A 25,287-nucleotide genomic window follows, 5' to 3' on the forward strand; every position below is an offset into this window, starting at 1 on the left:
TTATCTGGGATTTCCGATATAACCGTTCATATCAATTTTTAAAAACTCAAAGCCATCACCTGCATAGGGCTGTAATTGATCCTGGGCATGGGAAAGGAATCTATTGGGAAAAACCTTCTCTGAAATGGATGCATTCGGTAATCCGTTTACGAAACAAAGGTCCAAACTACTATTGATAATGGTTAGATCGGTCAACTTCAATGGAGAATAGTTGAACATTTGTTTACGCTGTATGCGCACCCCTTCTTCCAAAAAGTGATGGTCTACCCATAGCAATTCCTTGTCCTTGGAGTAGTACGAAAACAAAAGTTGGGGTACGGTTACTTCCTGTATTCCGGAATTGAACAGTGCTCCGCTAACGCCACTCTCCGTAAGCTCCAAATGCTGCAGGCCTATTTGTTTGTACAGATCGGTTACGGCAACATTTCCGGCACATTGTACATTGAATTTGGTAGGCTGTTCCGCCAAGGCTACCGGAGTAAATTCATCTGGGTCAAAAGTAGGGGGGAGGTTATCTTTGGTAGAAGACCAGGCGATACCTTCAAAATCGATTCGAAACGGTGTAGTTTCCTTGGGCATCAACTTATGCTTCATATGATACTTGGCGTTGTAGTTGGCCAATTCGGTGTCCTCATCATTGTACAAGGTGGCCTTAATGACCACATCTGCGGGAATATTATCTACATTCTGTAGTTCGCCCACAATACTATAACTCCCCTGAAACTTTACCAGTTTGGCTTGAAGCACCTCCAGAACAGGCTGCTTCAGTACGTCCTCATGATGTGTTTGTTGGGTGGTTATACGGCGTCTACCCTGATTGAAAAAGGCGGTTCCGTTTGAAGACAACAACTGGTCCGGCGGTAGGTCATTATCAAATGTGCTCGGGACGATATACCATTTGCTTTCCTTTTTCACAAAAGTATGGTAAAAACGCTTCTTCACCTTTTCCAAGGGAGTAATCCATTGGGTATATACTTCGGCCCTCGCACTAGTTGGGGTTTCATCCAAAAGTTCAACGCCAATGGAGTCCAACTTTGCATACGAACTAAGGATGCCATCGGTAACGGAGACTTCCAGCATGTATTGTGACAAGCTCACAGGGTTGTCCGGGTTCAAGTAGGAATGGGCCCTTTTAAACTCTTTAAAGTCCAGGGCGTCATAGTAGGCCGTTACTACATTTTTGGGTGTTATTTGCGAGGCATTATCGAGATAAAAATGATAACCTCCATAACTGAGCATACCTATTAAAAGAAGAGCCCAAACGTGATTTACCCTGACCATTGGTTTCGAAAATCCTTTATACGGAATGGCATAGTTTAGAAATTCTCCTTGCGGCAAGGGTTTGGATTTTAACATACGGTACCCTACCCATTGTATGTTGATCATGAAAGCCAATATCACGGTAAGAAGCGGAAGGATGCCCCACATAATTTTTAGATAGGTAGGAACGTCTTCTTTGGGCAATAGGGATGGTAGGGGAGGAACATTCAATTTCTCCCATACCATAATGCCATTTTCCAATTGTTGAAGCCGCTGCCAACCACAGAAATATAAAATGGGGTCATAGAACTTGTCGTTGGAAAATATGTACTTCAAGTTGTATTTCTCGGGAACGGTCAAAAACTGTTGTAGAGAACCGATGCCCTCTACGCCCCTAAACTTTGAATTCTCCAAGCGTTCTATGGCCCGGGTGGTCAATTCGGGAAGCCTACGGGCCGAGTGATAGTTGCCATCTACTGTCATAGCGTTGGTCTGTGCGGACAGCCAGGCCATTTGATCCCCGAATCCCAAAGGCAGATATCGCCATTGGTCGTGTTGATCCTGGTTTAGAAAATTGACAATGGGCAACATCTTAATTTTTTGAGGCTGCGAAGGCCTGAAATAGTTGAGACTCATGGTAAAAATGACCATGAGCAAAATTCCCGTGGCGATGCTTCCTCCAAGAATTCGATGATATACCGCACCAAACCGTTTTTGTAAATAGGCTCTTAAATCCCCTTCCACTAGACGATAGGCAAATTCACCAAAAATAGGCAGTGCCATTATAGTGGCCCAAAGTGTAAAACGGTCCAAGGTCAAGATGTTGAAGGCCGTCTCGCCGAGCACAATTCTCGGAATAGGGGTGGTGCCACCGGTACCTAAAAGCGTAAGTGCGGTGAAGGATAACCCAAAAAATAAATAGCGCTTGCTAAAATATCGGTATAGGATATAGGGTAGTACAAAGAGCAAAATACCCCATGGTACCAAAAAGAAGACCAAACCTGATGAGGTTACCTCCAAAAAATTATCTCGGGAACCATGAGGAATCGGTACTTGTGTAATGGGATTTTCCTTGGAATTGATCCAATACGGTAAGATGCAGACTACAATGAGAACTAGGGAAGAGAAACCAAAGCCCATAATTCTCCAAATCAGTTTTTTAAACTGTGCGAAGAATACTTTAATCGTTATGGCCTTTGTATGGGATACCTGGTCCTTGGTAGCATCCATGAGGACCATACCGATCAATGGAAAAATGAAGAATACCATTCCAAAAATTGGCGTTACATGGTGGGAGGTAACGGTAACGGCTATCAAGGAAAGGCTGGTGGCCAAATATCGATATTTCCCCGTCTTTATCCAGAGATAGATTTCAGGTAGGGCGTGAAGCAATATGGACAGTCCAATGATGCTTGGTAATTGTCCGAATATATGTAGGGTTTCTATAAAGGTGGACGAAAACACAGCCAAAAGTGCCGTATAGCCCGCGACTCTTCGATCTCCGGTTATCAAAAGTCCAAATCGATAAGCCCCTGTAATAAATAGTAATACGCCTAACAGAGCTATGGCGAACATCCCAAATTTTAAGCCGCCGATATAGGATAGAATCGCAATGGACTGATGCACCAAAGGGGGGTAAGCCTGCACTGTAAAACCAGTGTACCACCGATAATCCCAAGGTTCGAACCAATTTTGGGCATAGTGATCGGCAAAGAACAAATGGATCAATGCATCGTAGGTGGTCTCCAACGTAAAAAATATACTGGAACCATGGAAGGCCACGCCAATAAAAAGGGCCAAAATAAGCAAGATATTCGTTCGTTGCACAGTTATGGTCTGTAAGAAAATATAACATTATAAAAGTAGATATATTGTGGATTAACTACGTAATCACCTATCGGACAATAGCATCCACTCGTCTATGGAAAACTGCGATCCGTCTTTCGTAGGTTCTAAAAGACATCAGATGCCGGTACATTTGACCTATAATTATTAAAAATTGTAACCGAATTTTTATTTAAAATCTTAACCTATGAAAATCTTAGCAATAGACGACCAGCAACTTATTCTACTTTCTGTAGAAAAACGATTAACGGAATTGGGATATCAAGTAGAAATCGCGAATAGCGGTCAAACCGGCATCGACCTTTACGAATCGTTTCAACCGGATTTGGTATTGGTGGATATCAATATGCCCGATATGTCCGGCCTACAGGTGGTAAAACATATTCGCTTTATCAAGGACTCAAAAACGCCCATTTTGGTTATGTCCGGAAACACGGACGAGAGTGTAATCATGGATGGCTTTACCTTGGGCATTGACGATTATATGAAAAAGCCAGTAAGCCTGGATGAAATGGCGGCCAGGATCAAACGTATTATAGGTTTGCCCAAATCTTCCGGGACCGTAATAAACGAGTACGGCGATACCCGTATGCTACAAAAGAACTGTATTGGAGTGGTTATTCCCTGCTACAATGAGGAAGAACGACTTTTAAGTTCTGAATTCAAGGCGTTCGCCCATAAAAATTTAGGCTATCATTTGTGTTTTGTAAATGACGGTAGTACGGATAATACCTTGACCGTTCTGGAGGAATTAAAGGAAGCCAACCCAACCAACATAAGTGTATACAATTGTGAGAAAAATGGAGGCAAGGCCGAAGCGGTTAGGCAGGGTATGCTACATTTGATCAAAGACCAACAATTTGATTATGTCGGTTTTCTGGATGCAGACCTATCCACGGATTTTAGGGATTTCGATGATTTGGTAAAGACCATTGAAAACTCGGACTTCAAGATTGTTAGTGGTTCCCGAATTAGTAGAATGGGGGCGGATATTACTAAGGAATCTGCACGAAAAATAATCAGCAAAACCATAAACCTTATCATCCAGACGATTTTAGGAATGCCTTTTAAGGACACACAATGTGGAGCCAAAATCATGGATAGGGAAATAGCCGCAACCGTTTTTCGAAAAAAGTTCATTACGAAATGGTTGTTCGATGTGGAAATCTTTATGCGTATGCGCAAATTCTACGGCAAGGACGAAGCAAAGCGATTAATTTGTGAACAACCCTTAAAAAGATGGATACATGCTGATGGTTCCAAACTATCCATGAAGGATTCCATTAAAATTGTGGGACAATTGGGTCAGATAGCATTACATTACAATCGATAAATCTAAGATCCTTCCATTCAAAAGGTCAAAAGCTTTAGGTTTTTGGCCTTTTTACGTGTATTATCTCCGAATTCTTTGGAACATTTCTACGTAATGATCCGAGGGTTTAAAAATTCTGGTGTTTCCTATCGTTGATACGCGCTTACGTCTTTGAAGGCTCAAGATTTTTTTATTACCGATTGTTGGTTTTATATGAAAACTTTGCTTGGCCTAAAAAGTAAGAAATCATCTTTATTTTAAGATATATCCTAGTCAAATATTATATCGGCAATACTGATTTTTTCGTCCACCCTAAAATCATAAAGGGTTAATCTTCTCAAGGTATAATAGTCCATCCAGAACTTTTCCAATGAATTGAGGTAATCCACTATGGCCTTATCCATTTCTTGCTGGGCAATGTTTAAATCGGTAATTGTAATTTTACCAAGTACGTATCTCTTTTTGGTAATATCATATCGCTTTAGTGCTACTTCCTTGGCCTTTTCCGCGGTGGCCAAAAAATTCCTTTGGTTGGACCAATTTAAGGTGTGAAGGTATATTTCCTGCTCAAAAGCTTGTTTGTCCTGTTCAATATCATTTTCTATAAGACTTAAATCGGCCTCGGCCATTTTTCGCCTGGATTTAGTAACGCCCCAATCAAAAATTGGGACACCCACGGTCAGCGAAACATTCTGTTGTTGGTCATAATCTTGAAAAAGATCGTCGTAATCTTCGGCACGTCTGTTTAAACCAAAATTTGCACGCACGTCAATTTCCAAACGATTACTCCCTTTAACCTGAGCCAACCGTTGCTCTGCCTCCAATCGCCTACGTCTAAATTCAATGACCGATTTTCTATTGTTTTCGGCCTCGGACAAAGCCTTGTCCACACTAACCACAAAATCTTCAAGCTTCTCCGGGGTTTCAAGTTCAATACTCTCGGTTTCCAATTCTAAAAACCGGGCTAGGTCCTGAGAAGTCTTTTTGAGTAAAACAGTGTTTGTGGTAACATTGTTTTGTGAGATCAAATGGCTCAATTCTATTTGTAACAATTCATTTTCGGCTATCTTACCTATTTTGAATCTCCCTTTGGCAATTTGTAATAAAGTGTCTTGATTGGATAGGTTTTTTTTGGCGATTTCCAAGCTTACCTGAGCCCTTAAAAGGCCAAAATAACGTTGGCAGGTAGTCAGTGAGATTTCCTCCATATTCTCGATAATACTCCGTTTGGATTCTTCATATCGGAGAGGTTCAATTTTACGATCCCATTTATAGGGATTATAAAAAAGGGAATTTTGGTAATAATTGATCGAGAAGGGTACGAAGGCATAGTTTGTACTTTTTTGATCTCCGAAACGATTCACACGTTCTAATTGACTATTAATAGAAAAATCGCCACCGGTATACGGTACTCTTTGTTGAATTCTCAAACTGGCATCGATTCTGGACTGATTTTGCTCCACAAAAATATCCTGACCTTCATCGTTAATAATTCTTCTAATTGAGTTTGAATATTCCGGTACAGTCGCCCGTAAGCTCAACTGCGGCAAAAAATCGGCGATGTAATTTCTATATCTCCAATACTCGGCCTGATAGGTATTCAAGGCCCTTACATAGTCTGGAGAGTTTTGCTGTGCCAGTTTAATGGCCTCGGTCAATTTTATTTTTCGTGATTGACTATGGGCGGATATCGTTAAAATCAGAAATAGAAAAAGTAAAACTCTTCTCATTTTGTTTGTTTTGATCAATAGGTTGGTGTCTGGCTACTCCATTTATTCGTGTCTGATAGCTTCTATCGGGTTTTTGTTCGCCGCAGATTTTGCGGGAAGAACCCCAAAGGCGAGTCCGATAAAAGTAGCCACTAAAAAGGACAATAAAATAGAACCCATGGATACTATGGTTTGGATATCGGTCGCAAGTTCCAATATGTAAGAAGCTATAATTCCCAACAAACATCCCATAACACCTCCGCTGAGACTGATCAGTATGGACTCGGATAAAAACTGTAGAATGATATCTTGCTTGGTGGCACCGATAGCTTTCATTATGCCAATTTCTTTGGTCCTCTCCAAAATGGAGGCCAACATGATATTCATAATGCCAATGCCTCCTATCAAAAGGGATATTCCAGCAATTATGCTCAAAACGATATTGAAAATCTGTTTTGTTTTTTGCTGCTGCTTTAACAAATTAATGGGAATCGATATTTCAAAATCAAGCATACCGTTATGTTTTCTCTTCAACATTCTACTGATTACTTCAGCGGTAGCTTTTAACTCATTGGAATTATTAACTTGTACGATAAGTTTGTCGATTTGATGATAGTTGCCCCTGGCCTTTCTTTTTTTCGGACCATTGTCATTGCCACCGACAAAGATCATTCCACTACCAAAATCTATGGGTTCATCACTTATGATTTTACGGTCTTTGTAGCGTACTAAAAAGGTCTTTATAGGAATATAAATGTCTTGATTTAAATCTCTAATACCCAAGTTTTCCTGAGCGGTTTTTGATATCAGTTTTTCTTCTATGATACCGATTACCTTTAGCCAAACATCCTTTACTTTTACGTGTTTACCAATGGCACTTTCTCCTGTGAATAGCTTTTTCTCCACTTTTTCGCCAATGATACATACAGGCAGGGCATTGATACTCTGAACATCCGTGAAATTTTCTCCACGGCCAATATGAACGTTGGATGTGCTAAAAAAGGAATTGGTAACCCCGATGAGCTTAACCGGGCTTTGCCTGCCCTTGTTGATCATATAGGTTTCCAAAATAATCTCAGGGCTAACCTCCTTTACCGTAGGAACGGTAGCCTTGATGCTGGCAACATCCAATAGATCTAATCCCTTGGAAAAACGAATCGTTTCTGCTGCTCCACCTTCTTCCTCTTCTCCAGTTCCACCGTCATCCTCCTCGTCAGGAATAGGTGTAACTACAATGTTGTTGACACCTACCAATTCCAATTGAGATAAAATTTCCTGTTCTGCACCTTTTCCAATGGCCAACATGGTGATTACTGCCGCGACTCCAAAAATTATGCCCAAGGCTGTTAAAAACGTACGTATCTTATTGGCCATTATAACCCGGATGGCCTCGGCAAGATTGGATTTCAGGGTTTCCAGTGGAATTTTACTGAACATGGAAGATATTTATCTTAATTGTGCAATGCTTTTGTCCTCCAGGCCATCAGGTTTGCTAAGGTACACCACATCCTTTTCTTTCAAACCTTTTTTTATGATGACGACGTCTTCATTGGAGTCGCCTAATTCTATTTGTTTTTTGTCAATGGAAAAGCCTGAATCAACATAGGCATAACTTATGGAATCCTTAGAAAAAACCGCCTCCAATGGAATCATAAGCACATTTTCCTCTTTTTGAATCAAGATACGGTTGGATGTTGTCATGCCAGGCCGAATATTGGAATTGGATTCCTTTAATTTTATCAAAACTTGAAAAAGTTTAATATCGGAACCTCTTTTGTTCTCTCCGACGTTAGCAACACTGGTAACCTCCCCATCTATGATAATATCGGGAAAGGCATCAAAACCAACAGATACTTTTTGATCCTTTTTTATCTTGCGTATGTCAACTTCGTTGGAATAGGTTTTTGATTCCATTTTTGTAAGATCCGGCAATGTGGCAATGGTAAGATCCCAAGCATTGATGTCCGAACCTACTTTCTTTTTAGTACCGTTCCAATTTTTGGCATAAGTTACCATTCCATTTGCGTTTGAACGTATGGTGAATGAAGCTTGAAGTGCAATGAGGTCATCGAGCTTTGTTCTTATTTTGGATACCTCTGTACCAACTTCAACCATTTTTGCAACAGCCTTTCGCTTTTTAATTTGATAATCCTCCTTCTTTTCCTTTAAGTCGCGCTCCGCCCTTTCTATTTTTATCTCCAATTGTTTTATGGTCACCGGTGATTCGTAAATCGATTGTTCTAGTTCCAGCTTATCTTCCTGAATGTTAAACTGAATATCTTTTATGGCCGTTCTTTCCTGCTTTAGGGTGAGCGTGGTATCCAACTGTTCTTGAGTATATTTGGATTCTGCACTCTCCAAACTTAAACGGGCGTCGATGATTTGCTCATTAACGGCAGAAGGGTCTAGTCTTCCTACATAATCACCTGCCTTGACCAAGGTGCCTTCTGGAACTAAATCCTGAATTTTGATATTGTTCAATCGAAATTTTCGCAAATTGGCCGGGCCATCAATATTCTTTAGACTTGTAGACTGTGCTTCTCCAGAAATAATGACCTCATTTAGGAATTCACCCTTCACAACTTCTGCTGTAATAGAAATATCTTCTTCGACATCTGTTTTAAAAAACATATAAGCAAAGAATAGGAGTAAAAGAGGAATTCCTATCTGAAGAAGCCTTTTTCGATTCATTTTGGTCTGGTTTTGATTGATTTAAAACTACTGAATATGCCACCTCAAGAATCACACCAAATGTTATATTTTTCTTAATTAACGAAAAAATTAAACAAAAACTAGTTCTGCACGGGTTCGTTTATTTATAAAGGAGAAGATGTGCTATCCAAGGTAAACAGCTCAATATTACCATTGCTTTAAACGATTATTGGCTACGGTGGTATAGTGAAATTAAGCTAGACAATTAGCTTACTTCTAAAGTGCTATTTTGAATAGGATTTAGAGTTGTATCAGTGGTTAAAAATAAAGACTGTAAACCCATAATTTTTGATTTGACAGTAATCGCCAATCTGACGTTCGGAAAGTACCGGACTATGTTTTTTTAATCTAAACAAATTCGTCAATGTACACTCGTACTGAAAGGTAAGTTTGAATTTGTATGATTACCGCTTCATATATGCTTTATTGTGGTTTAAAATAGTTTTGGAATTATACCAAAACTATCTCCGTATTCTTTGGAACATTTCGACATAATGATCCGAGGGTTTAAAAATCCCGGCACTTTCCTCATAGAATTCTTTTTCGATGGGATAGATACCGTTCCGGGTCTGTGTCCAACTGGCCTGTGCCATGGGATGGTTCCCCATCATGGTATCCCAGTTTTTATAGTACTGATGGCCATTGGTCTCCTGTAGACCCAGATCCATTTCAGGAAATGGGGGAAGTCTCGCCGCGATGGATTTATTCCAATCCACTAGTATAGGGTTCACGGTCAAATCCGCACAGAAACAAGGAATATTTTGTTCAAAGGCCAATTGGGTTATTTTCATAGTCATACTCAAGGTTTTGGCTATGGCCTTAACTGCTATGGATTTATACCCTTGTTCTATGCGTTTGGCGGCATCCTCCGCCGTATGGGCACTTTCATCCGCTGCAATGCGTACACCTAGATTCCCAACAAAAGCATCATTGAACTCGTCAAAGGGTTCTTCCAAAACAGCAATCTGATCGAAAGCTTTTATTTTGTCGGCATGATCTAGAAAACGCTTTAACGTATCCTTGTGTTCGTATCTTCCATTGGCATCAAAGTAATAAGGGATTTTGCCATTTTTGGTGTAGGGGGTTTCATAGTCCCCAATCGCCTTGTGCAAATCCGTAAGGAAATCCATATCTTTTTTGATCATTTCCTGTTGCGTTCCGGAAGATCCCGTCTTCAATTTCATAATGAAATAGCCTTTATCAGCCGCGGCCTTAATTTCCGAAACCGGAGTACCGACGCTAAAGGAGGGGATACTGGCTACTTTGGTATGCCTATGGGACAATCCTGGTCGATATTCCTTGGGAATCATGGCATCAAAATCCGCAAATCCATTATGGTCAAAATAGAGCTTCCACAGGGCGTTATCTACACATACCAGGGAATTGAGGGCAAATGTTTTGCGCATGTTCGGATTTCCGGAAATTTTCTTTCCATAAGCCAAAATTTCAGGGAGCAGTTCGTCCAGAACCTCTACAGGGCTGGTAAAGGAAATACCTTTCAACATTTGGATGGCCCTTTCGCTCATGGCGTACATAATGGCATTTCCTCCATTTTCGGAGTGACCAAAAAACACTTTGGAATCCGACCACAATACCCCTTGTGTACCTAGACCGATTGCAGTACGTCCGGCATCGCTTTTAAGATAGCAGACCGTTTGCCAGATTTCAGAAACTCCACTTCCCTTGAATCGATAGGGTTTGATAAGCGGTTCCCGTTCAAAGTTGGAGTCTACTTCCTCAATTTTGATTTTTACTGGTTTTGTTTCCAACAAAGGTTCATTTTTTGAATTTGAAAAAGAATGTATTGCCGTAAATCCCAAGGCGGCCGTAGTACCGCTAGTAATAAATGTTCTTCGGGACATTTTTTCGGAATCCTTGGGCATCATGTGTTGTTTTGTATTCAAATGTCAAATTAGTGAAATTATCCGACTTGCCTATGGGCTCACTTTAAGATCGCTTAAACATCTTTTGAAAACCCTTTACCACCAGTAGTGCAATCAGTCCAATTACCAGACCTATGATAAATTCTTGCAGCAACGAAGGAAGACCGGGCAGAAAATGATGTAAGAAGTCTATGTTATGGACAAAGATTCCCCCAGCGACCAAAAGCAAAGCGATTGTGCCGATAATGGACAGCCCCTTGATTACTTTGGGCAAGGCACGAACCAAAAACTTTCCCACAATATCCGAAAAACTGTGGCTTTTAGTGTTAAGTGCGATCAGTCGGTTTCCAAAATCATCCATACGCACGAGTAGGGCCACAATACCATATACCCCTACGGTTGCGATAATCGCGACAACGGAAACTACAATAATCCGGGTGACCAGAGGTTCCTTCAAAACGGTGCCCAGGGCAATAATCACAATTTCCACGGACAAAATGAAATCGGTTACTATGGCCTCCTTGACACGCTTTTTTTCCAGTGCAAGGATTTCATTTTCCGTCCTTTCTTTTACGTGGATTTTTTCATGGGATTTTTGATGCGGAAAGAAATATTCGTAAATCTTTTCACCACCTTCATAGGCCAAGTAGATGGCCCCTAAAACTAAAATAACAGTAATGGCCCAGGGAAGAAAAGTACTTAACAAGAATGCGGCAGGTAGAATAATAAGCTTGTTTAAAAAGGATCCTTTGGTTATGGCCCATAGTACCGGAATTTCTCGAGAAGAAACAAATCCTGAAGCTTTTTCCGCGTTTACGGCCAGATCGTCGCCCAATATGCCCGCTGTTTTCTTGGTCGCAATTTTACTCATCGAGGCAACATCGTCCATAAGGGTGGCGATATCGTCCAGTATTGCAAAAAAACCTGATGCCATTTATTTCCGTCCTATTAGCATTGGTTGCAAAATACGTTCTTTATAACAGTAAAGCAATGGATAGTTCATGGATTGTTCCTTTTGCAAAAACTCGGGACCGATCCCATTGGTAATGATTTACTTTGATTACGTTGAGGAGCCGGATTTCATAAACTCTTTTGGGGTCATTCCGGTGACCTTTTTGAACATGGTATTAAAACTTGATTTCGAATTGAATCCTGCCTTATTTGCAATGGCCTCAATGGTGATATTGCTGTTGACCGGATCGATCATTAGATTTTTTACCTCCTCTATCCTAAATGTATTTACATATTCGTAGAAGCTTTTCCCGATTGAATTATTGAGGATCATGCTGAGGTACTTCGGGTTTACCTCCAGATTTTGCGCCACATCGTTAAGACTGAGTTTTTCGTTTAAATAGATTTTTTCCACGCGCATTAAGGACTCCAATCGATCTGTTATGCTATTTAGCTCGCCTTTGGTGATGGATACCAGGCCATTTACACCATTATTGGTTTTGTTCAACAAAAAGAATTTGGGGTTGTTCATTATTTCGAAACAAATCCAATAAATAAAAAGACCAAAGGACACCCATAAAACTTGATAAAGCAAAGTGGCGATACCAAAACTATAGATCCAGTAGTTGACAAAGATCAGTAGGCCCCAAATTATTAGTATACCAAGAAAAACAAGATTGAATTTTTGCAACCAATCGGGTAATGTATGGCTTCTAAGAGCATGATTTGATTTCCACTTTTTAAACGCAACAAAAGAGACTGTGAAATAGATAAATCCGAAAAGGACCGCGATACTTTGCTCATAATGGCTTATGGCAACCTCAAAAGGGGAATGCATCAGTTCCCTCTTTGCGGATTCCTCGGTTAAGCTGGTACTAAAATACCACGTAAATATGATTAATCCTGGAACGAAATGCAGCCAGTAAGACCTCTTAAACCTGAAGTTGGTACTCAGGACACTTTTATTGTAGAAATAGAGCAGGGGCCCTAGAATTACAATAAATGAAATAGGTGCAAAAAGGGATTGAAAGGAATCGGTCATACCATAGGGAACACCAAAAAGTTGATTTTTCAATCCATACAAGGCCAAGACCAGGACTATCGCGGCCAAAAAAGGATTCAAGAATTTTTTTCGGCCTAAACCGAGGGATAGGAGGGATAATAGTCCAAGGGCAAGGCCAATAAAAAAAGCGGGATAGATTAGCTTAGGATAGATTTGGTTGAAGGTAGAGTTGGTATAGGTAACTTCGATCGTATTGGAAATACGCCCTTTTATCCCCAGCGGTTCCTCTATCAACGGCATTCCACAAACCTTACAGGCTCCCGGTTTCTCAAATACTTTATGGTCATTGGCACAGCCACAAGGGGGGCAAACGTATCTTTTATCTTGAATAGATTTACTCTCCTGCTGTGCTAATAAAGTTGATGGGAAAACGCCGAACAGCGTAACTAGGCAAAGTATTTTGAACAATGTAAGCTTCATAATCTTGGCTAGGTATGTCCTAAAATAAATAAAGCTTTTAAACCAGCTAAGTTTTTTTTAATAACATTTTCTTAAATCAACTAGGTTCCATGTAGAATGATGGATCGCGTCCAACCGTTTATACATTGCTTTACTTTCACCGTTTCCGGTCTAGCTTGCTTTTTTGTCCATCTGGTTCTATACACACAAAACCTAACCGTTATTTGATGATCACAAACCGTTTTGACCCTTACTTTGACAAAAACCAATCATGAAACACATCCAGATCTTTGGCCTGTTGTGGCTTGTTTTTTTCTTGGCTGATGGAAATGCACAGAAAAGTAAGGATATAGAAAGACGAAATGTGGCCATATTTCTATATGAGGGAGTGGAGCTGTTGGATTTTAGCGGCCCTGCTGAGGTTTTTGCAGCTACTTCCATTAAAACCAAGGAGGACCAATGGACTTCTTTATTTAATGTATACACAGTTACTTATGGTACAGATCATATTAAAAGTCAGGGTTTTGTGGAAATCATACCTAATTACTCTATTGAAAACTGTCCTATGCCTGATATTATAGTAATTCCTGGAGGAGCTACCAGTGAATCCAGAAAAACCCCGGAAGTCATCGATTGGATCAGAAATAGTTCGGAAACGACCGAAGTCTTTTTGTCAGTCTGTACCGGTGCATTTTTATTAGGTGATGCCGGTCTGCTCAAAGACCAAAAGGCAACGACTTGGTATGGTAGTATTGAACGTTTAAAAGAAACTTTTACAGATACCGAGGTTTTGCAAAATGTCCGTTTTGTAGACAATGGAAAGATTGTGACAACAGCCGGCGTATCAGCGGGTATTGATGGTGCCTTACATGTAGTGGAAAGATTAATTTCTAAAGATGTTGCACTGGAAACGGCCAAATATATGGAATATGATAAGTGGCATCCCAATGAGGGCTATGTGGTTGGGGAAGAATAAGGTTTTATGGGGCGGCCAAATATTGAATATTACTACTACGAATAGAATATATATGAAACTATGAAAAAGCTTTCGTTCCTTGTCTTACCCATTTTACTTCTTTTAAACTGTAAATCGGAAGAACAAGAGTTGGAAGGCCATATTGGAAGACCGGATATTTCGCCAGATGGAACAAAGATTGCATTTATTCACGCCAAAGACGCATCAAAAGATGTTTGGGAAATATATTCTGCAAGTATTGCTGGTAAAAATGCTAGACGGCTAACTACTTTTCCGGAAGCTCGAATCAAAAAGGGCCCAGTTTGGTCACCGGATGGTGAATGTATACTTTTTCATGCAGATATTGGAGACGGAGCACAAATCTTTACCATGAGCGCTAATGGTGAAAACCTGAAACAACTTACACAATTGCCTGGATATAATGTAGAACCTACCTGGTCATCTACTGGCTATGAAATCATTTTCAATTCCGTCCTTGAGCATGGCAAAACAAAAATACGTATCATGGACAAGGATGGCTCACGAATAAGGGAGCTTTACAATCCTGATGGTGAAAACTGGTATCCCCGAAAAATCATAGGCGATAAAATACTTTTTACTTCAGATTTTAAACAAGGAGGCACCTATAATATTTTTGAAATGGATTCCGATGGATCGGACCTTAGGCAATTGACATTCCTGGAAGGTATCAATTGGTTTCCCGAAGTTTCACCCGCTATGGATAAGATAGTCTTTCACTCCAATAGGGATGACCCCAAATTGAGCGATTCCGGAAATTATAACCTCTACCTAATGAATACCGATGGGACAGGAGTGGAAAGGATCACGAATTTGCCGGGCCAAGAACTTCATGCCAAATGGCATCCTGATGGGGATAAATTGATTTTTGAATGGCACGATGAAACTTCCAATGGCCTCTATACGTTGGAACTATCCACCGGCGATATACATAAAATACGACTTTTACCTTAATGGGAAATTCGTATGAATTCTTTTCATGGCAAAAATCAACCGCAAATTAGAGCTACGCTGGGGTATAGGGCATGTATTGTAGAAAAAAATACAACAAAACAATAAAATGTAGAAAAAAAACTACAAATACTTGTTTTTTCATAGATTAAAAACATAGATTTGTTGAGTTCAGTTGTTCATGGATAGACTGAATACCGAGCTAGAAAGAACAGAAAAATTCTATGGAAATAAAACACTTGATCGGATCCATGGCAATGGGTTTTTTAATTACGGTTATTGCCATGAAAGCTTGTGTATCGGACATTTCCACTTCCATTGCCATCGGCAATTTGAGATGCGAATACTTGATAAATCCGTCAGGAATTGAAATGTCGCAACCCCATTTAAGTTGGGAGCTAAAATCCAAAGAAAAAGGTCAAGACCAAATTGCATATCAGATACTGGTAGCCAGTGATTCAGCAGCACTCTCCCGTAATCTACCCGATATTTGGGATTCAGGCAGGGTTAAATCAAATAAAACCGATGAGATTGTTTTTAAAGGAAACGAATTGCAATCACAACAATCGTATTATTGGAAAGTAAGGGTATGGGACAGTAATGGAGATTTAAGTGATTGGAGCCCAATTCAACATTGGTCCGTCGGACTTTTGGACAAAACCGACTGGAAGGCTGAATGGATCGGTCCGTAATGGAGAAATGTACTAAACTTAGAACATGGAAAATTGTTTGGTAATTACCTTCCAGCCATCTTGAAATTTATATAAGGTAAGATAGTCTATGTATTTTAGGTTTCCCTCCTCATTTATACACAGTTTAACCACAGCGGTTTGCCCTTCATGATCGATGATTTTAAATTGCCAACTATAGTTTTTTTGAGGGAGGTTTCTTGACCGGGTCGCCTTGATGTTTTCAATCCACTTCGCTCTGGACGTTGCATAAAATTCACCCTTATACAATACGTACATGGTGAATTCTTTATGGAACCCTTCCTTGATTTTATCAAGATTGCCATTGAGATATAAGGGTTCTAGGTAACATTCGGTAATGATTGTTTCAATTAGACTTTTATCATCTGGGTCCTGTGCGTTGCAAAACGTGCAACCTACCGTGCACAAAAAATATAGAAAGACTACTAGATTATTGTTTTTCATGGGTATGTTTATCAAATTGTTAGTTTTATCCAGGATTGTAATCCCTGAGGTTGACTATTCTTTCTTTAAGCTTTTAATTTTATCGGCTAGGTATTTATTGTCCAAATCAAAACTCAAGGCATTTTTATAATATTCCAAAGCTTTTGTATTTAGACCCTTTGTATGCATCAAGTTTCCCATATCACCAAAAGCGCTGGCACTGTTCGGGTAGTATTGGATGTTCATTTGAAAGTACTCTTGTGCCAGATCATACTTTTGATTGGATAGAGCTACTTGCCCAAATCGCTGCACAACTCTTTCCGGTGGGGCTATATTGGTTTTCAATTCTTCTGATAGTCTTATGTAGTGGGCTTCCAAATTTTTAGGGCCAAAAATGTTGTCGAGGCTCGCATGGAACTTTTCAAATATGAATCGTAGCGCATCATATTCCCCTGCCAAGGCCACGGAGGCGTGGTTATCACTTTCATAGAACCTATACTTCCATTTTAGATTTGATCGGTTACGAGTTTCAAGAATTGTTAGCATCTCTTTTATGGATTCGAAATGGAGGTTTACCGAGTCTTTTTTGTTCAATGTATTGGCCTGTGCCAAGAAAAAGGTTTTCCCTTTAAGGTCAGATCGATTGAAATAGTCCTTTACTCGCTTCAATAAAACTTTGTCATCCCACCATAAGCTTGGCTCAATTGCCACATATGCATTAAAAGTTTCGGGAATGGTTTGTAGCGCGTTTATCACTGTTAATCCGCCCAATGATTGTCCTATGAAAGTTCTATAATTTGCGGTGCGATAACTGGAATCGACTTTTGGAATCAATTCATCCCGAATAAATTTGAGAAAGTTTAATCCCTTTTTGTTTTTATAGGAATAAGAATTCGTAGAACTGTCATTATTGTCAAGAATAGTTGGTGCCAAATCCCTAGTTCGATTTGTATTCGGTATGGCGATTACAATCATTTCAGGAATCACATAGGTTCCATTAAGACCAGCTCCTAAAATTTGAACCAAACCGCTCAAGGAGTGAAAATGAATATCGCCATCTAAAATATACAGAACAGGATATCGAGCTGGCTGGTGGTAAGTGTCATGGTAATTTGGTGGGAGGTAGACCCAAATATCCCGTGTTTCTTTAAGTATTGAAGATTTTATGGTAATGAGTTCTCCGAATTGTACCAGATACTCCTTTTCTGGTGTTTGGGCTTTACATAAAATAGAAGCAATAAAGCAAAATAAGGCGATGAACACTTTCATTTTAAGCATCTTCTTGTATTCTGGTTTTGAGCGCATTTTTGATTGAAATACTAGGAAATGTATTTGCGAATAAATCCTTTGTATGTCTTTTTACTATCCTTAATTAGTAGATTTTAAGACCTCAATACGTTGTGTAACCTTTTTATTTTCAGGTTCAATTTTTAATATTTTTTCCAAATAGTAGCGGGCCTTTGGCCAATTTCCAAGTTTCTGATGGGTATCTGAAAGAGCATCCATTACCTTGGTGTTTTCGGGATATTTCTCTAATGTAAATTCTAGCAGGATCAATGTATTGCCCAACTTGCCTTCTTCGCTCAGGAATTTGGAAAGTTCCAGCAGTTCGTTGGCATTCACCAAATACCATTTTGGGTATCTATCCATTAATGTCCTTAAAGAAACCATGCCCTCGTTAAAATTGCGAAGGATCATGTTTACGATTTCTTTAGGGTAGGGAGGGGCATCAACACCTTTTAATTTATAGGCGACCAATAACGCATTTTGTGGCGACTCACTATCAGGGTCTTCTGCCTGATAGAGTTCCAAGATTTGAATGGCTTCATCAATTCTCTTTTTATCCATAAGTTCAAATGCCAAGCGTTCCAGTATGCCTCCCGTAAAGAAAAGTGCATTAGGGTCCTTTAGCCTTGCTTTATTATACAGTGCGATACTCGTTGTAGCATCTTGTTCAAGCGTTATCTGCATAAAATCGCAAATGGTGGTGGGCGAAATCCGTTGTTCATTAGTACCGTCCACGTTAATCGTATAAATACCCCTATCTCCTCCCCGCCAAGAGGAAAACAATAATCTATCGTCATTTCTGGACCAATTTAATTGTGCATTACCTCCCGTGGGCACTAGAGAAATTCTTTTTGATTCGGTACCATCACTTTTCATTACATAATTCTGAACATAGCCGTAGCGCTTTGGTCCCAGGCCGTCCCTATCGGAGTTAAAAGCGATATATCTTTCATCATGGGAATAAGCTGCGGCCGATTCATCGGCAGTGGTATATGTCAATCTTTTTAAACCAGTCCCATCAATCATGATTTCATATATTTCCTGATTACCGTCCCTATCTGAAGTAAAAACCAATTTGTCGCTTGAGGGGGACCAGGATGGATCTGAATCGTTGGCAGAATGATTAGTGAGATTAATGGAAGATCTTGTCCTTAAGTCCAAAATATAGATGTCCATTTTTTCATTTTGGGGGGAAAGGAAGGCAATCTTATGGCCATCGGGAGACCATCTCGGATAAAACTCATCTACAGAAGTATTGGTGATATTGGTAAGTCCAGATCCTGTGCTGTCCATTGTGTAAATGTCAAAATCACCATCCCTATTGCTGCTAAAGCAAAGTTGTTTGCCATTGGGCGCCCAATGCGAATCAATATCCACTGATGGATGGTTAGTAAGATTTACAACATCGGTTCCATCACTTTCCATGACGTAAATATCCCAGTTCCACTCCCTGTTCTTTCCATTTTCTTGGGTGGTGGTCCAATCGGTATAGGTAATATGGTTATTGTCGGGAGACCAATAAGCACTCCATTGAGCCGGAACATTGCTAAGCCGTAAAGGGGATAAGGTTCGTTTTTTGACCGGTTTGCTCCCAAGTGCTTGATTATCATTCGTCGAATCTTGGGGATATCCCCCTAAAGCGACGAGACTAAGAAAGGACGCTATCATCCATTTCTTTCTGAGAGAAGTGGAAATTTTGGAATCAATGGGAGAAAATATTTGGATTGAAATCACCCTAATTTTATGGGGTGGTAAGAACCAAAGCATTTTATCCACAAGTATCATCAACAAATCCAAATTGAGAGAGCGGTACTAACAGGGTAAGATTACTTAAGGATTACCCAGTGCCTGTTTATTCATCAACAATTTATTTTAAAGTTCCCAATAGCGTATTGCATCTAAATGCCAATATGTACAAATAGAAGTAAATGAACTAAATTACGTAGTGCCCAGATCCATGTCTAAACCCAAATTGTTTTAAATGGGTGTCAGCTCATCTTCATAGGTTTTTCGACTTTTCAAATAAATAGTAGTTCATTTAAAGTCGACTATCTTGATTCTAACGATACTCCTCATTGATTCAATAGTTATGTACCTATTCAATTACTAATGTAGTCGTATAAATAGATTTGTGCACTTAGGGGAATTACTACGGAAGTAAGGCCGTTTCCATCGTATTGTGGTTTTTTTTCAAATACATTGTTTTGAGCAATTTATTTAAATCATATGGCCATGGTCTTACGCAAGCTGGTTCTATTTGTCTTTCCGTTTTACGTTTTTGGGCAGGAATTGGAAAACAAGACCTATCGGATTGAAAAAATAGAAGAAAACCTTGTTACAATTGACGGCGAACTGGATGAAGCGATTTGGAGGCAAGCCAGCCCCGTTCTATTAGATTATGAAACCAATCCTGGGAACAATATAAAGGCAGAGGCAAAGACCATATTACGGATGGCATATGATAATGAAAATTTCTATTTTTCATTTGAAGCAAATGATGATGACCCTGATAAAATAAGGGCGATTATAACGGACAGGGATAGGCTGGATGACAACGATTATGTTTCCATTTTCTTGGATCCCTTTAACGATTCTAGAAGGGCATTTTTCTTTTCGATCAACCCTTACGGAGCTCAAGAGGATGGATTTTATGATGAGCAGAGTGGAAATTCCGATCTCACTTGGGATGCCATTTGGACCTCCAAGGGCAAACTCACTGAAACGGGATATAGCGTTGAAGGTGCAATTCCTTTTAAATCATTGAGGTTCCCAAATACGGGAGAAAGTATGTCATGGCGGTTTTTTGGATTCAGGGCCTACCCGCGAAGTTTGGAAAAGGAATTTCGTACAATACCTATAGACCAAGACAACAATTGTCTTTTGTGTCAGGCCGATTTATTATCGGGATTTACGGAGATCAATTCCGGACAGAATTTGGAATTTACCCCTACTTTGACACTGAATAGATTTGATGAAAATCTAGATTTTCCCAGTGGGTCTCTACAGAAAGGGGATGTTGAAACAAATTTGGGACTGAATGCCCGTTGGGGTATTGCCACCAATGTTATTTTTGATCTGGCCATTAATCCTGATTTTTCACAGGTGGAGGCAGATGATGCCCAATTGGATGTAAATAACCGATTTGCGTTGCAGTTTCCGGAAAAGAGACCTTTTTTCTTAGAGGGCAACGACTTTTTCAGCACGCTATTGAATGCTTTTTTTTCAAGAACTATTGCAGATCCTTCCATTGGATCAAAGATTACCGGGAAAATAGGGAAAAACGCATTTGGTTTGATATATGCCAAAGACCGGATCAATAATCTTATACTTCCTGGATTTCAGGAATCCAAGAACATATCGGTGGACGAAAATGTTTCGAACTTCATAGGGAGATACAGAAGGGACATAGGTGAAAACTATAACATTGGGTTTTTGTATACCTTAAGAGATACTGAAAATTATTACAATCACCTAGGCGGATTTGACTTTTTTCTTCGACCCTATAAACCCTTGGTTATCAGAGCACAATATTTACATTCAAAAAGTAGCTATTCCGATTCGGTGACAGAAGAAAATGGAATTTCCGATTCAGATGTTACTGGTAATTCGTATAACTTAAACCTAAACTATGAAACCCGAAATTGGGAGGGTGCCTTAATTTTTGAAAACCGCACCAGTGGTTTTAGGGCGGATGCCGGTTTTGTTCCCCAAGTGGACTATAGAAGGTACAGACTGTATGTTGAAAGGAAGTTCTGGCCAAAAGAAGTGACTTGGTACCAAAACATAGGGTGGAACGCCGGAGGTTTTCGAAGAGAATCCACTTTAGGAGTCTTGGATTTTGAAGGTATATGGACAAGTGCCTATTTTAATGGACCTCTTCAATTGAATTTATGGGTAAATCCTGATTTGGTTTGGCAAAGATTTAATTCGACAACATTCAAATTACCAAGATTTTGGACAGGTTTTGACATACAGCCTACAGGTAATTTGGGTATTAATGGCTGGGTGAACCTAGGCCCGGCGGTAGACTTTGTGAATACTAGAAGGGCCGATAACCTGCAATTTCGGATTGAGTCCGATATCCGAATCGGAAATCGTATAGAAATGACCTTAAATCATCAATACCAAAGACTCCACCTTATGGGCAATACAATTTTTACCGCCAATCTGTCCCAATTGTTGGCAGCCTATAATTTTAGCACCAAACTTGTTTTTAAAACAGTGGCACAATACCGTCATACTTTGCGAAATCCGGAACTCTATATGGATGAGGTCAATGCCGTTGACCGTTCCTTTTTTGCGCAATTAATACTCTCCTATAGACTGAATCCTAGATCTGTACTATTTTTAGGTTACGTGGATAATTTGTCCGGTTTTGAAAATACCTTCTCAAACCAACAATTTGAGCTGGAACGTATGGACCGGACCTTATTCTTTAAGATTGGATATGCATGGAGGCCCTAGGAAATGGTGTATTTCCAAGTCTTAAATTTTACAAGCAAGACTAATTTGCCTCTTCCATTCTTTTATCAACATCAACCAGATAAATATCCTTATTACCCTTATTGGCAGAAAACAATAGGCTTTGGTCATCCGGCATCCATTCAATCCCATGTTCGCGCTCCGGGGAATTAGTGATTCGGGTTACCGTGCCTCCGTATTTGGCCATGACATAGATATCATAATATTGCTCCTCATTATTGTTGGATACAAAAGCAATCGCTTTTCCGGAATGTGAGAAAATGGGGGAGCTACCGCCATCCAAGGTATTTACAACTTTCTTGTAGTTATCGGGTCTATCCAAATCCAATTTGTAGATTCTTTCGGCACCATCAAAATCCCCTGAGAAAAGTAGTTCTTTACCGTCCCTGGAAACGCTGGATGCATAAAGCGTAGCGTTTTCATCTTGTACCAACGGTCGGTAGGTATTGGATAGCAAATTAAACGTCCAGATATCATAATTGCCATAACTTGTATCAGAATCATAGGAAAAAACAAGATTATCGCGGTCGATCCATTGATAATTTTTTATTCCTCCAATGTCGGTTAGTTGTTTTTTATTGCTGCCATCCTTTTCCATAATCCATATGTCGTTGGTGTCGGATGCTCCACCGGAAATATGGATAAAGGAAATTTGATCGTTTGAACTTGGAACCCACATAGGATTAATATCAAGCTGATGATCCTCCGCTGGGGCGATGATGACATCCTTGCTTGTTCGCATATTCCTGATTACTATGTTATTTTGATCATTGAACAAGAGGTACGCTCCGCTATCATTTATATTGGCATCAGTTTCATAATTGTTGGGACCATTGGGCATAACCAATGTAATTAAGCTATCCTTAAAGGAAAAGGAGTACAAACGATCTTTTTCATGTCTGCCCACAAACGCCAATCGGTTATCAAGGGGCGACCAGCTCATAGGGTTCCATTCTACTATGATTTCCTTTTTTAGCAAGAGACTTTTTTCCAATTTCGTTCTTCGGTCGTATACCATTATTTCGTTGGATTTGTCCCAGGAGAAGTAGGCAATCAGGGTTTCATCATGATTTGTCGCAGGGCCAAATTCCTCTATTTCACGGTTCGTGACCCTTTCTAATCCTTCTTTAGATCCATCGGTAACCCAAATATCCGTCATTTCGTTATTCCATGTGCTATAAAAGATTACTTCAAATTTCTTGCGTGACCATCTGGGATGCCATTCAAATCCAGATGCGTCGTTGACCAAAGGGATAATTTCCCTGGTTCTCAAATTTAGGGCCTGGAGGTGTGGAAATGGAGTCCCTCTGGAATTGAATCCCACGTAATTCCCGTCATGTGAAAAGCCAAAATTGATTTCATCACCTTCCATTTTAGTGAGTTGTGTAAATTCTGAGGAAGTTATATCCAATGACCATAGGTCTTTCCCTTTTTGTTTAAAATCCATAACAAGCGTACGACCATCCGGGGACCATTTAGCATCAGAGGCCTTTTGTTCTTCCTTAGTAATACTTTTAACGGTAGCATCGGACAATCTAAAAACTCGCACGGTCGGGATGCCATCCAAATAGGAGGTAAAGGAAAGGAATTGGTCATCAGGAGACCATTCTATATCCTCATTGTTGTGGATAGAATCGGTCACTTTTATTTTTTTCTTCTCAAGAAAATCATAGATAAAAATATCCTCACGTTTGTGTTCTGTGGAGATATAGGCAAGATACCTACCATTGTTTGAGAATTTTGGACTGTATTGGTCACCCAAATCAGTTGTTAAACGGAATAGACTTGGGGTCTTCTTACCGGCCGTCTTACTGGAAGAATCAAATTGACAAGAACTGACTGTAAAACATAGAATGAGTGAGAATTGGTATAGCCCTTTCATAATTATGGTTTGGGATTAAAATAATACAGGGAAGGAGATTCACGGGCAGAACAGGGGCCATAACTCGTATGAATACATTCATCCGAACACAATTGAACAAATGTTCTCGGTTTTTCTTCCAAATAGGCCCATAGTTTAGATTGTGTAATGGGTCCTTAATCTGAGAAAGGGCTAAATTTTTATAAAGATCCGCTTTTTATACAAAATATAGAGGAAGAGCCATACCAGGGCAGTGGCCCCAAAAGCGATAAATACCTCATGCCATTTCTCGGGAAAGATGTCAAAAAGCCCTCCGAACAGTGTGGAAGAAGTATATGAAAAGTCAATAAAGCGATAGGCCAAATAAACGGTAAGGGAATTAAGCCCGATGACCTTAAAAAAGAAGGCCCATTTTTTGAACCCTTTTACATCAATGATGTAGTAGAAAAGGGCCAATATCAAAAAAGAAAGGCCGCTGGTAAGCATAATGAACGAACTGCTCCACAATCTCTTGTTGATGGGAAAATGCATGTTCCAGATAAGTCCGATGATAACCGCCACTACTCCAATTAGAACTAGGGTAAGCGTTTTTTTGTTTTCTGTGGCATTACTCCGAAGCATATCCCCCGCCAGGCTTCCAAAAATGGTGATACAGAGTGCCGGGAATTGGGTCAGCAGCCCTAACTCATCATAGTCTCCCTGCTTAAGACGTCCCGGTAAAAAAGTACGGTCGAACCATCCCACCAAATTACCCTCAAAAGATAGATCTCCAGCCCCATAGCCAGGTACGGGTATAAGGAAAAGGGCGGCATAATAAGCGATAAGAATGCCCGTGATCCAATAGACTCTTCGGAGCTTTGAGAAATTGAGGTATAATAGGGTACTGATAAAACAAGCAAATCCGATACGGCCCAAAACGCTACCAAGGCGTATTTCGGATGGCTCAAAGAAAGGAAACGGACTGTTCTTGTAGAGAATCCCCAACCCGATTAGGATCAACATCCGTATGAAAACCTTTTTGTACAAATTAGACTTGGTAAGACCCAGGGCAAGCCCTTTGTTCAAGGAGTAGGAGAGTGAGACCCCTGCAATAAAGAGGAAGAGCGGAAAAATGAAGTCGTAAAAAACAAAGCCGTTCCAAGGTACATGATTTAACTGATCGGCCAGGGTATCTACCCAAGGCAGTTCTGTCTTTCCCTTTAAAAGTACCAGAAAAGTACCTCCACCGGAGATAAATAACATATCAAAACCGCGTAGGGCATCCAAGGAGAGCAGGCGAGAGGTCTTTTTGGTGGTCATAGGTACAACTTATCCTAGCTATGAAGATAGGATGTTTTTTCTTAGTATTCTGAAAACGGCTTTTTTTCATCATTGTTTTTCCTAACTTTTGTAGTTCCAAGTGACCGTAACAAATGGAATTGGTTATACTCCGTTAAATGTAATTT

The 25,287-nt window shown here is 40.0% G+C and carries 17 protein-coding genes; 5 read left to right on the plus strand and 12 right to left on the minus strand.

Features of this window, described 5'->3' with window-relative positions:
• Positions 1-3,087 (minus strand): hypothetical protein, encoded by a 3,087-nt coding sequence (locus tag D7Z94_RS18165; protein ID WP_120712970.1) that lies wholly within the window; start codon positions 3,085-3,087, stop codon positions 1-3.
• 205 nt (positions 3,088-3,292) lie between these two features.
• On the opposite strand from D7Z94_RS18165, the gene D7Z94_RS18170 reads away from it, so the two are divergent.
• Positions 3,293-4,438, plus strand: coding sequence for a response regulator (locus D7Z94_RS18170; RefSeq protein WP_120712971.1), 1,146 nt, complete (start codon positions 3,293-3,295; stop codon positions 4,436-4,438).
• Between the two features lie 248 nt (positions 4,439-4,686).
• Here the strand turns inward: D7Z94_RS18170 and D7Z94_RS18175 are convergent, their stop codons facing one another.
• The 6 genes from D7Z94_RS18175 to D7Z94_RS18200 form a co-directional block, all read right to left on the minus strand.
• Positions 4,687-6,147 carry a TolC family protein gene (locus tag D7Z94_RS18175; protein WP_120712972.1) on the minus strand — a complete coding sequence of 487 codons (1,461 nt, stop codon included), beginning with the start codon at positions 6,145-6,147 and terminating at the stop codon, positions 4,687-4,689.
• Positions 6,148-6,189: 42 nt separating this feature from the next.
• Positions 6,190-7,563 carry an ABC transporter permease gene (locus tag D7Z94_RS18180; protein WP_120712973.1) on the minus strand — a complete coding sequence of 458 codons (1,374 nt, stop codon included), beginning with the start codon at positions 7,561-7,563 and terminating at the stop codon, positions 6,190-6,192.
• Positions 7,564-7,572: 9 nt separating this feature from the next.
• Complete coding sequence (locus D7Z94_RS18185; protein ID WP_120712974.1) at positions 7,573-8,817, minus strand: efflux RND transporter periplasmic adaptor subunit; 1,245 nt, start codon at positions 8,815-8,817, stop codon at positions 7,573-7,575.
• A gap of 482 nt (positions 8,818-9,299) precedes the next feature.
• On the minus strand, positions 9,300-10,721 hold the full coding sequence (locus tag D7Z94_RS18190) for an enolase C-terminal domain-like protein (protein WP_211341802.1): 1,422 nt from the start codon (positions 10,719-10,721) through the stop codon (positions 9,300-9,302).
• Between the two features lie 64 nt (positions 10,722-10,785).
• Complete coding sequence (locus D7Z94_RS18195) at positions 10,786-11,655, minus strand: DUF808 domain-containing protein (RefSeq protein WP_120712976.1); 870 nt, start codon at positions 11,653-11,655, stop codon at positions 10,786-10,788.
• Positions 11,656-11,781: 126 nt separating this feature from the next.
• On the minus strand, positions 11,782-13,155 hold the full coding sequence (locus tag D7Z94_RS18200; protein WP_120712977.1) for a helix-turn-helix domain-containing protein: 1,374 nt from the start codon (positions 13,153-13,155) through the stop codon (positions 11,782-11,784).
• Between the two features lie 250 nt (positions 13,156-13,405).
• On the opposite strand from D7Z94_RS18200, the gene D7Z94_RS18205 reads away from it, so the two are divergent.
• The 3 genes from D7Z94_RS18205 to D7Z94_RS18215 all read left to right on the plus strand — a co-directional run bounded on the left by D7Z94_RS18205 (position 13,406) and on the right by D7Z94_RS18215 (position 15,771).
• Positions 13,406-14,110 carry a DJ-1/PfpI family protein gene (locus tag D7Z94_RS18205; protein WP_120712978.1) on the plus strand — a complete coding sequence of 235 codons (705 nt, stop codon included), beginning with the start codon at positions 13,406-13,408 and terminating at the stop codon, positions 14,108-14,110.
• Between the two features lie 60 nt (positions 14,111-14,170).
• Entirely contained in the window at positions 14,171-15,082 is a 912-nt protein-coding gene (locus D7Z94_RS18210) for a PD40 domain-containing protein (RefSeq protein ID WP_120712979.1), read from the plus strand.
• 221 nt (positions 15,083-15,303) lie between these two features.
• Positions 15,304-15,771, plus strand: coding sequence for a glycoside hydrolase family 78 protein (locus D7Z94_RS18215; RefSeq protein WP_120712980.1), 468 nt, complete (start codon positions 15,304-15,306; stop codon positions 15,769-15,771).
• A gap of 18 nt (positions 15,772-15,789) precedes the next feature.
• Here D7Z94_RS18215 and D7Z94_RS18220 read toward each other — a convergent pair whose 3' ends face one another.
• The 3 genes from D7Z94_RS18220 to D7Z94_RS18230 all read right to left on the minus strand — a co-directional run bounded on the left by D7Z94_RS18220 (position 15,790) and on the right by D7Z94_RS18230 (position 19,167).
• Positions 15,790-16,233 (minus strand): nuclear transport factor 2 family protein, encoded by a 444-nt coding sequence (locus tag D7Z94_RS18220; protein ID WP_120712981.1) that lies wholly within the window; start codon positions 16,231-16,233, stop codon positions 15,790-15,792.
• A gap of 54 nt (positions 16,234-16,287) precedes the next feature.
• Positions 16,288-17,481, minus strand: a complete 1,194-nt coding sequence (locus tag D7Z94_RS18225; RefSeq protein WP_158594678.1) for an alpha/beta hydrolase-fold protein — start codon at positions 17,479-17,481, stop codon at positions 16,288-16,290.
• Between the two features lie 99 nt (positions 17,482-17,580).
• On the minus strand, positions 17,581-19,167 hold the full coding sequence (locus tag D7Z94_RS18230; protein WP_158594679.1) for a PD40 domain-containing protein: 1,587 nt from the start codon (positions 19,165-19,167) through the stop codon (positions 17,581-17,583).
• A 564-nt stretch (positions 19,168-19,731) separates the two neighbouring features.
• On the opposite strand from D7Z94_RS18230, the gene D7Z94_RS18235 reads away from it, so the two are divergent.
• Complete coding sequence (locus D7Z94_RS18235; protein ID WP_158594680.1) at positions 19,732-21,963, plus strand: carbohydrate binding family 9 domain-containing protein; 2,232 nt, start codon at positions 19,732-19,734, stop codon at positions 21,961-21,963.
• Positions 21,964-22,003: 40 nt separating this feature from the next.
• Here the strand turns inward: D7Z94_RS18235 and D7Z94_RS18240 are convergent, their stop codons facing one another.
• Complete coding sequence (locus D7Z94_RS18240) at positions 22,004-23,863, minus strand: TolB family protein (protein WP_120712985.1); 1,860 nt, start codon at positions 23,861-23,863, stop codon at positions 22,004-22,006.
• Between the two features lie 171 nt (positions 23,864-24,034).
• A complete protein-coding gene (locus tag D7Z94_RS18245; RefSeq protein WP_120712986.1) occupies positions 24,035-25,141 on the minus strand; it encodes an acyltransferase family protein in 1,107 nt (368 codons plus the stop codon).
• Positions 25,142-25,287: the final 146 nt, after the last annotated feature.

Origin of the sequence: Ulvibacterium marinum, from assembly GCF_003626755.1 — a bacterium.
Classification (GTDB): Bacteria; Bacteroidota; Bacteroidia; order Flavobacteriales; family Flavobacteriaceae; genus Ulvibacterium; species Ulvibacterium marinum.

Coding starts and splice junctions, on each gene's coding strand:
- D7Z94_RS18170 (WP_120712971.1), top strand. CDS start 3,293: ATGAAAATCTTAGCAATAGACGACCAGCAACTTATTCTACTTTCTGTA.
- D7Z94_RS18175 (WP_120712972.1), bottom strand. CDS start 6,147: ATGAGAAGAGTTTTACTTTTTCTATTTCTGATTTTAACGATATCCGCC.
- D7Z94_RS18180 (WP_120712973.1), bottom strand. CDS start 7,563: ATGTTCAGTAAAATTCCACTGGAAACCCTGAAATCCAATCTTGCCGAG.
- D7Z94_RS18185 (WP_120712974.1), bottom strand. CDS start 8,817: ATGAATCGAAAAAGGCTTCTTCAGATAGGAATTCCTCTTTTACTCCTA.
- D7Z94_RS18190 (WP_211341802.1), bottom strand. CDS start 10,721: ATGCCCAAGGATTCCGAAAAAATGTCCCGAAGAACATTTATTACTAGC.
- D7Z94_RS18195 (WP_120712976.1), bottom strand. CDS start 11,655: ATGGCATCAGGTTTTTTTGCAATACTGGACGATATCGCCACCCTTATG.
- D7Z94_RS18200 (WP_120712977.1), bottom strand. CDS start 13,155: ATGAAGCTTACATTGTTCAAAATACTTTGCCTAGTTACGCTGTTCGGC.
- D7Z94_RS18205 (WP_120712978.1), top strand. CDS start 13,406: ATGAAACACATCCAGATCTTTGGCCTGTTGTGGCTTGTTTTTTTCTTG.
- D7Z94_RS18210 (WP_120712979.1), top strand. CDS start 14,171: ATGAAAAAGCTTTCGTTCCTTGTCTTACCCATTTTACTTCTTTTAAAC.
- D7Z94_RS18215 (WP_120712980.1), top strand. CDS start 15,304: ATGGAAATAAAACACTTGATCGGATCCATGGCAATGGGTTTTTTAATT.
- D7Z94_RS18220 (WP_120712981.1), bottom strand. CDS start 16,233: ATGAAAAACAATAATCTAGTAGTCTTTCTATATTTTTTGTGCACGGTA.
- D7Z94_RS18225 (WP_158594678.1), bottom strand. CDS start 17,481: ATGAAAGTGTTCATCGCCTTATTTTGCTTTATTGCTTCTATTTTATGT.
- D7Z94_RS18230 (WP_158594679.1), bottom strand. CDS start 19,167: ATGATAGCGTCCTTTCTTAGTCTCGTCGCTTTAGGGGGATATCCCCAA.
- D7Z94_RS18235 (WP_158594680.1), top strand. CDS start 19,732: ATGGTCTTACGCAAGCTGGTTCTATTTGTCTTTCCGTTTTACGTTTTT.
- D7Z94_RS18240 (WP_120712985.1), bottom strand. CDS start 23,863: ATGAAAGGGCTATACCAATTCTCACTCATTCTATGTTTTACAGTCAGT.
- D7Z94_RS18245 (WP_120712986.1), bottom strand. CDS start 25,141: ATGACCACCAAAAAGACCTCTCGCCTGCTCTCCTTGGATGCCCTACGC.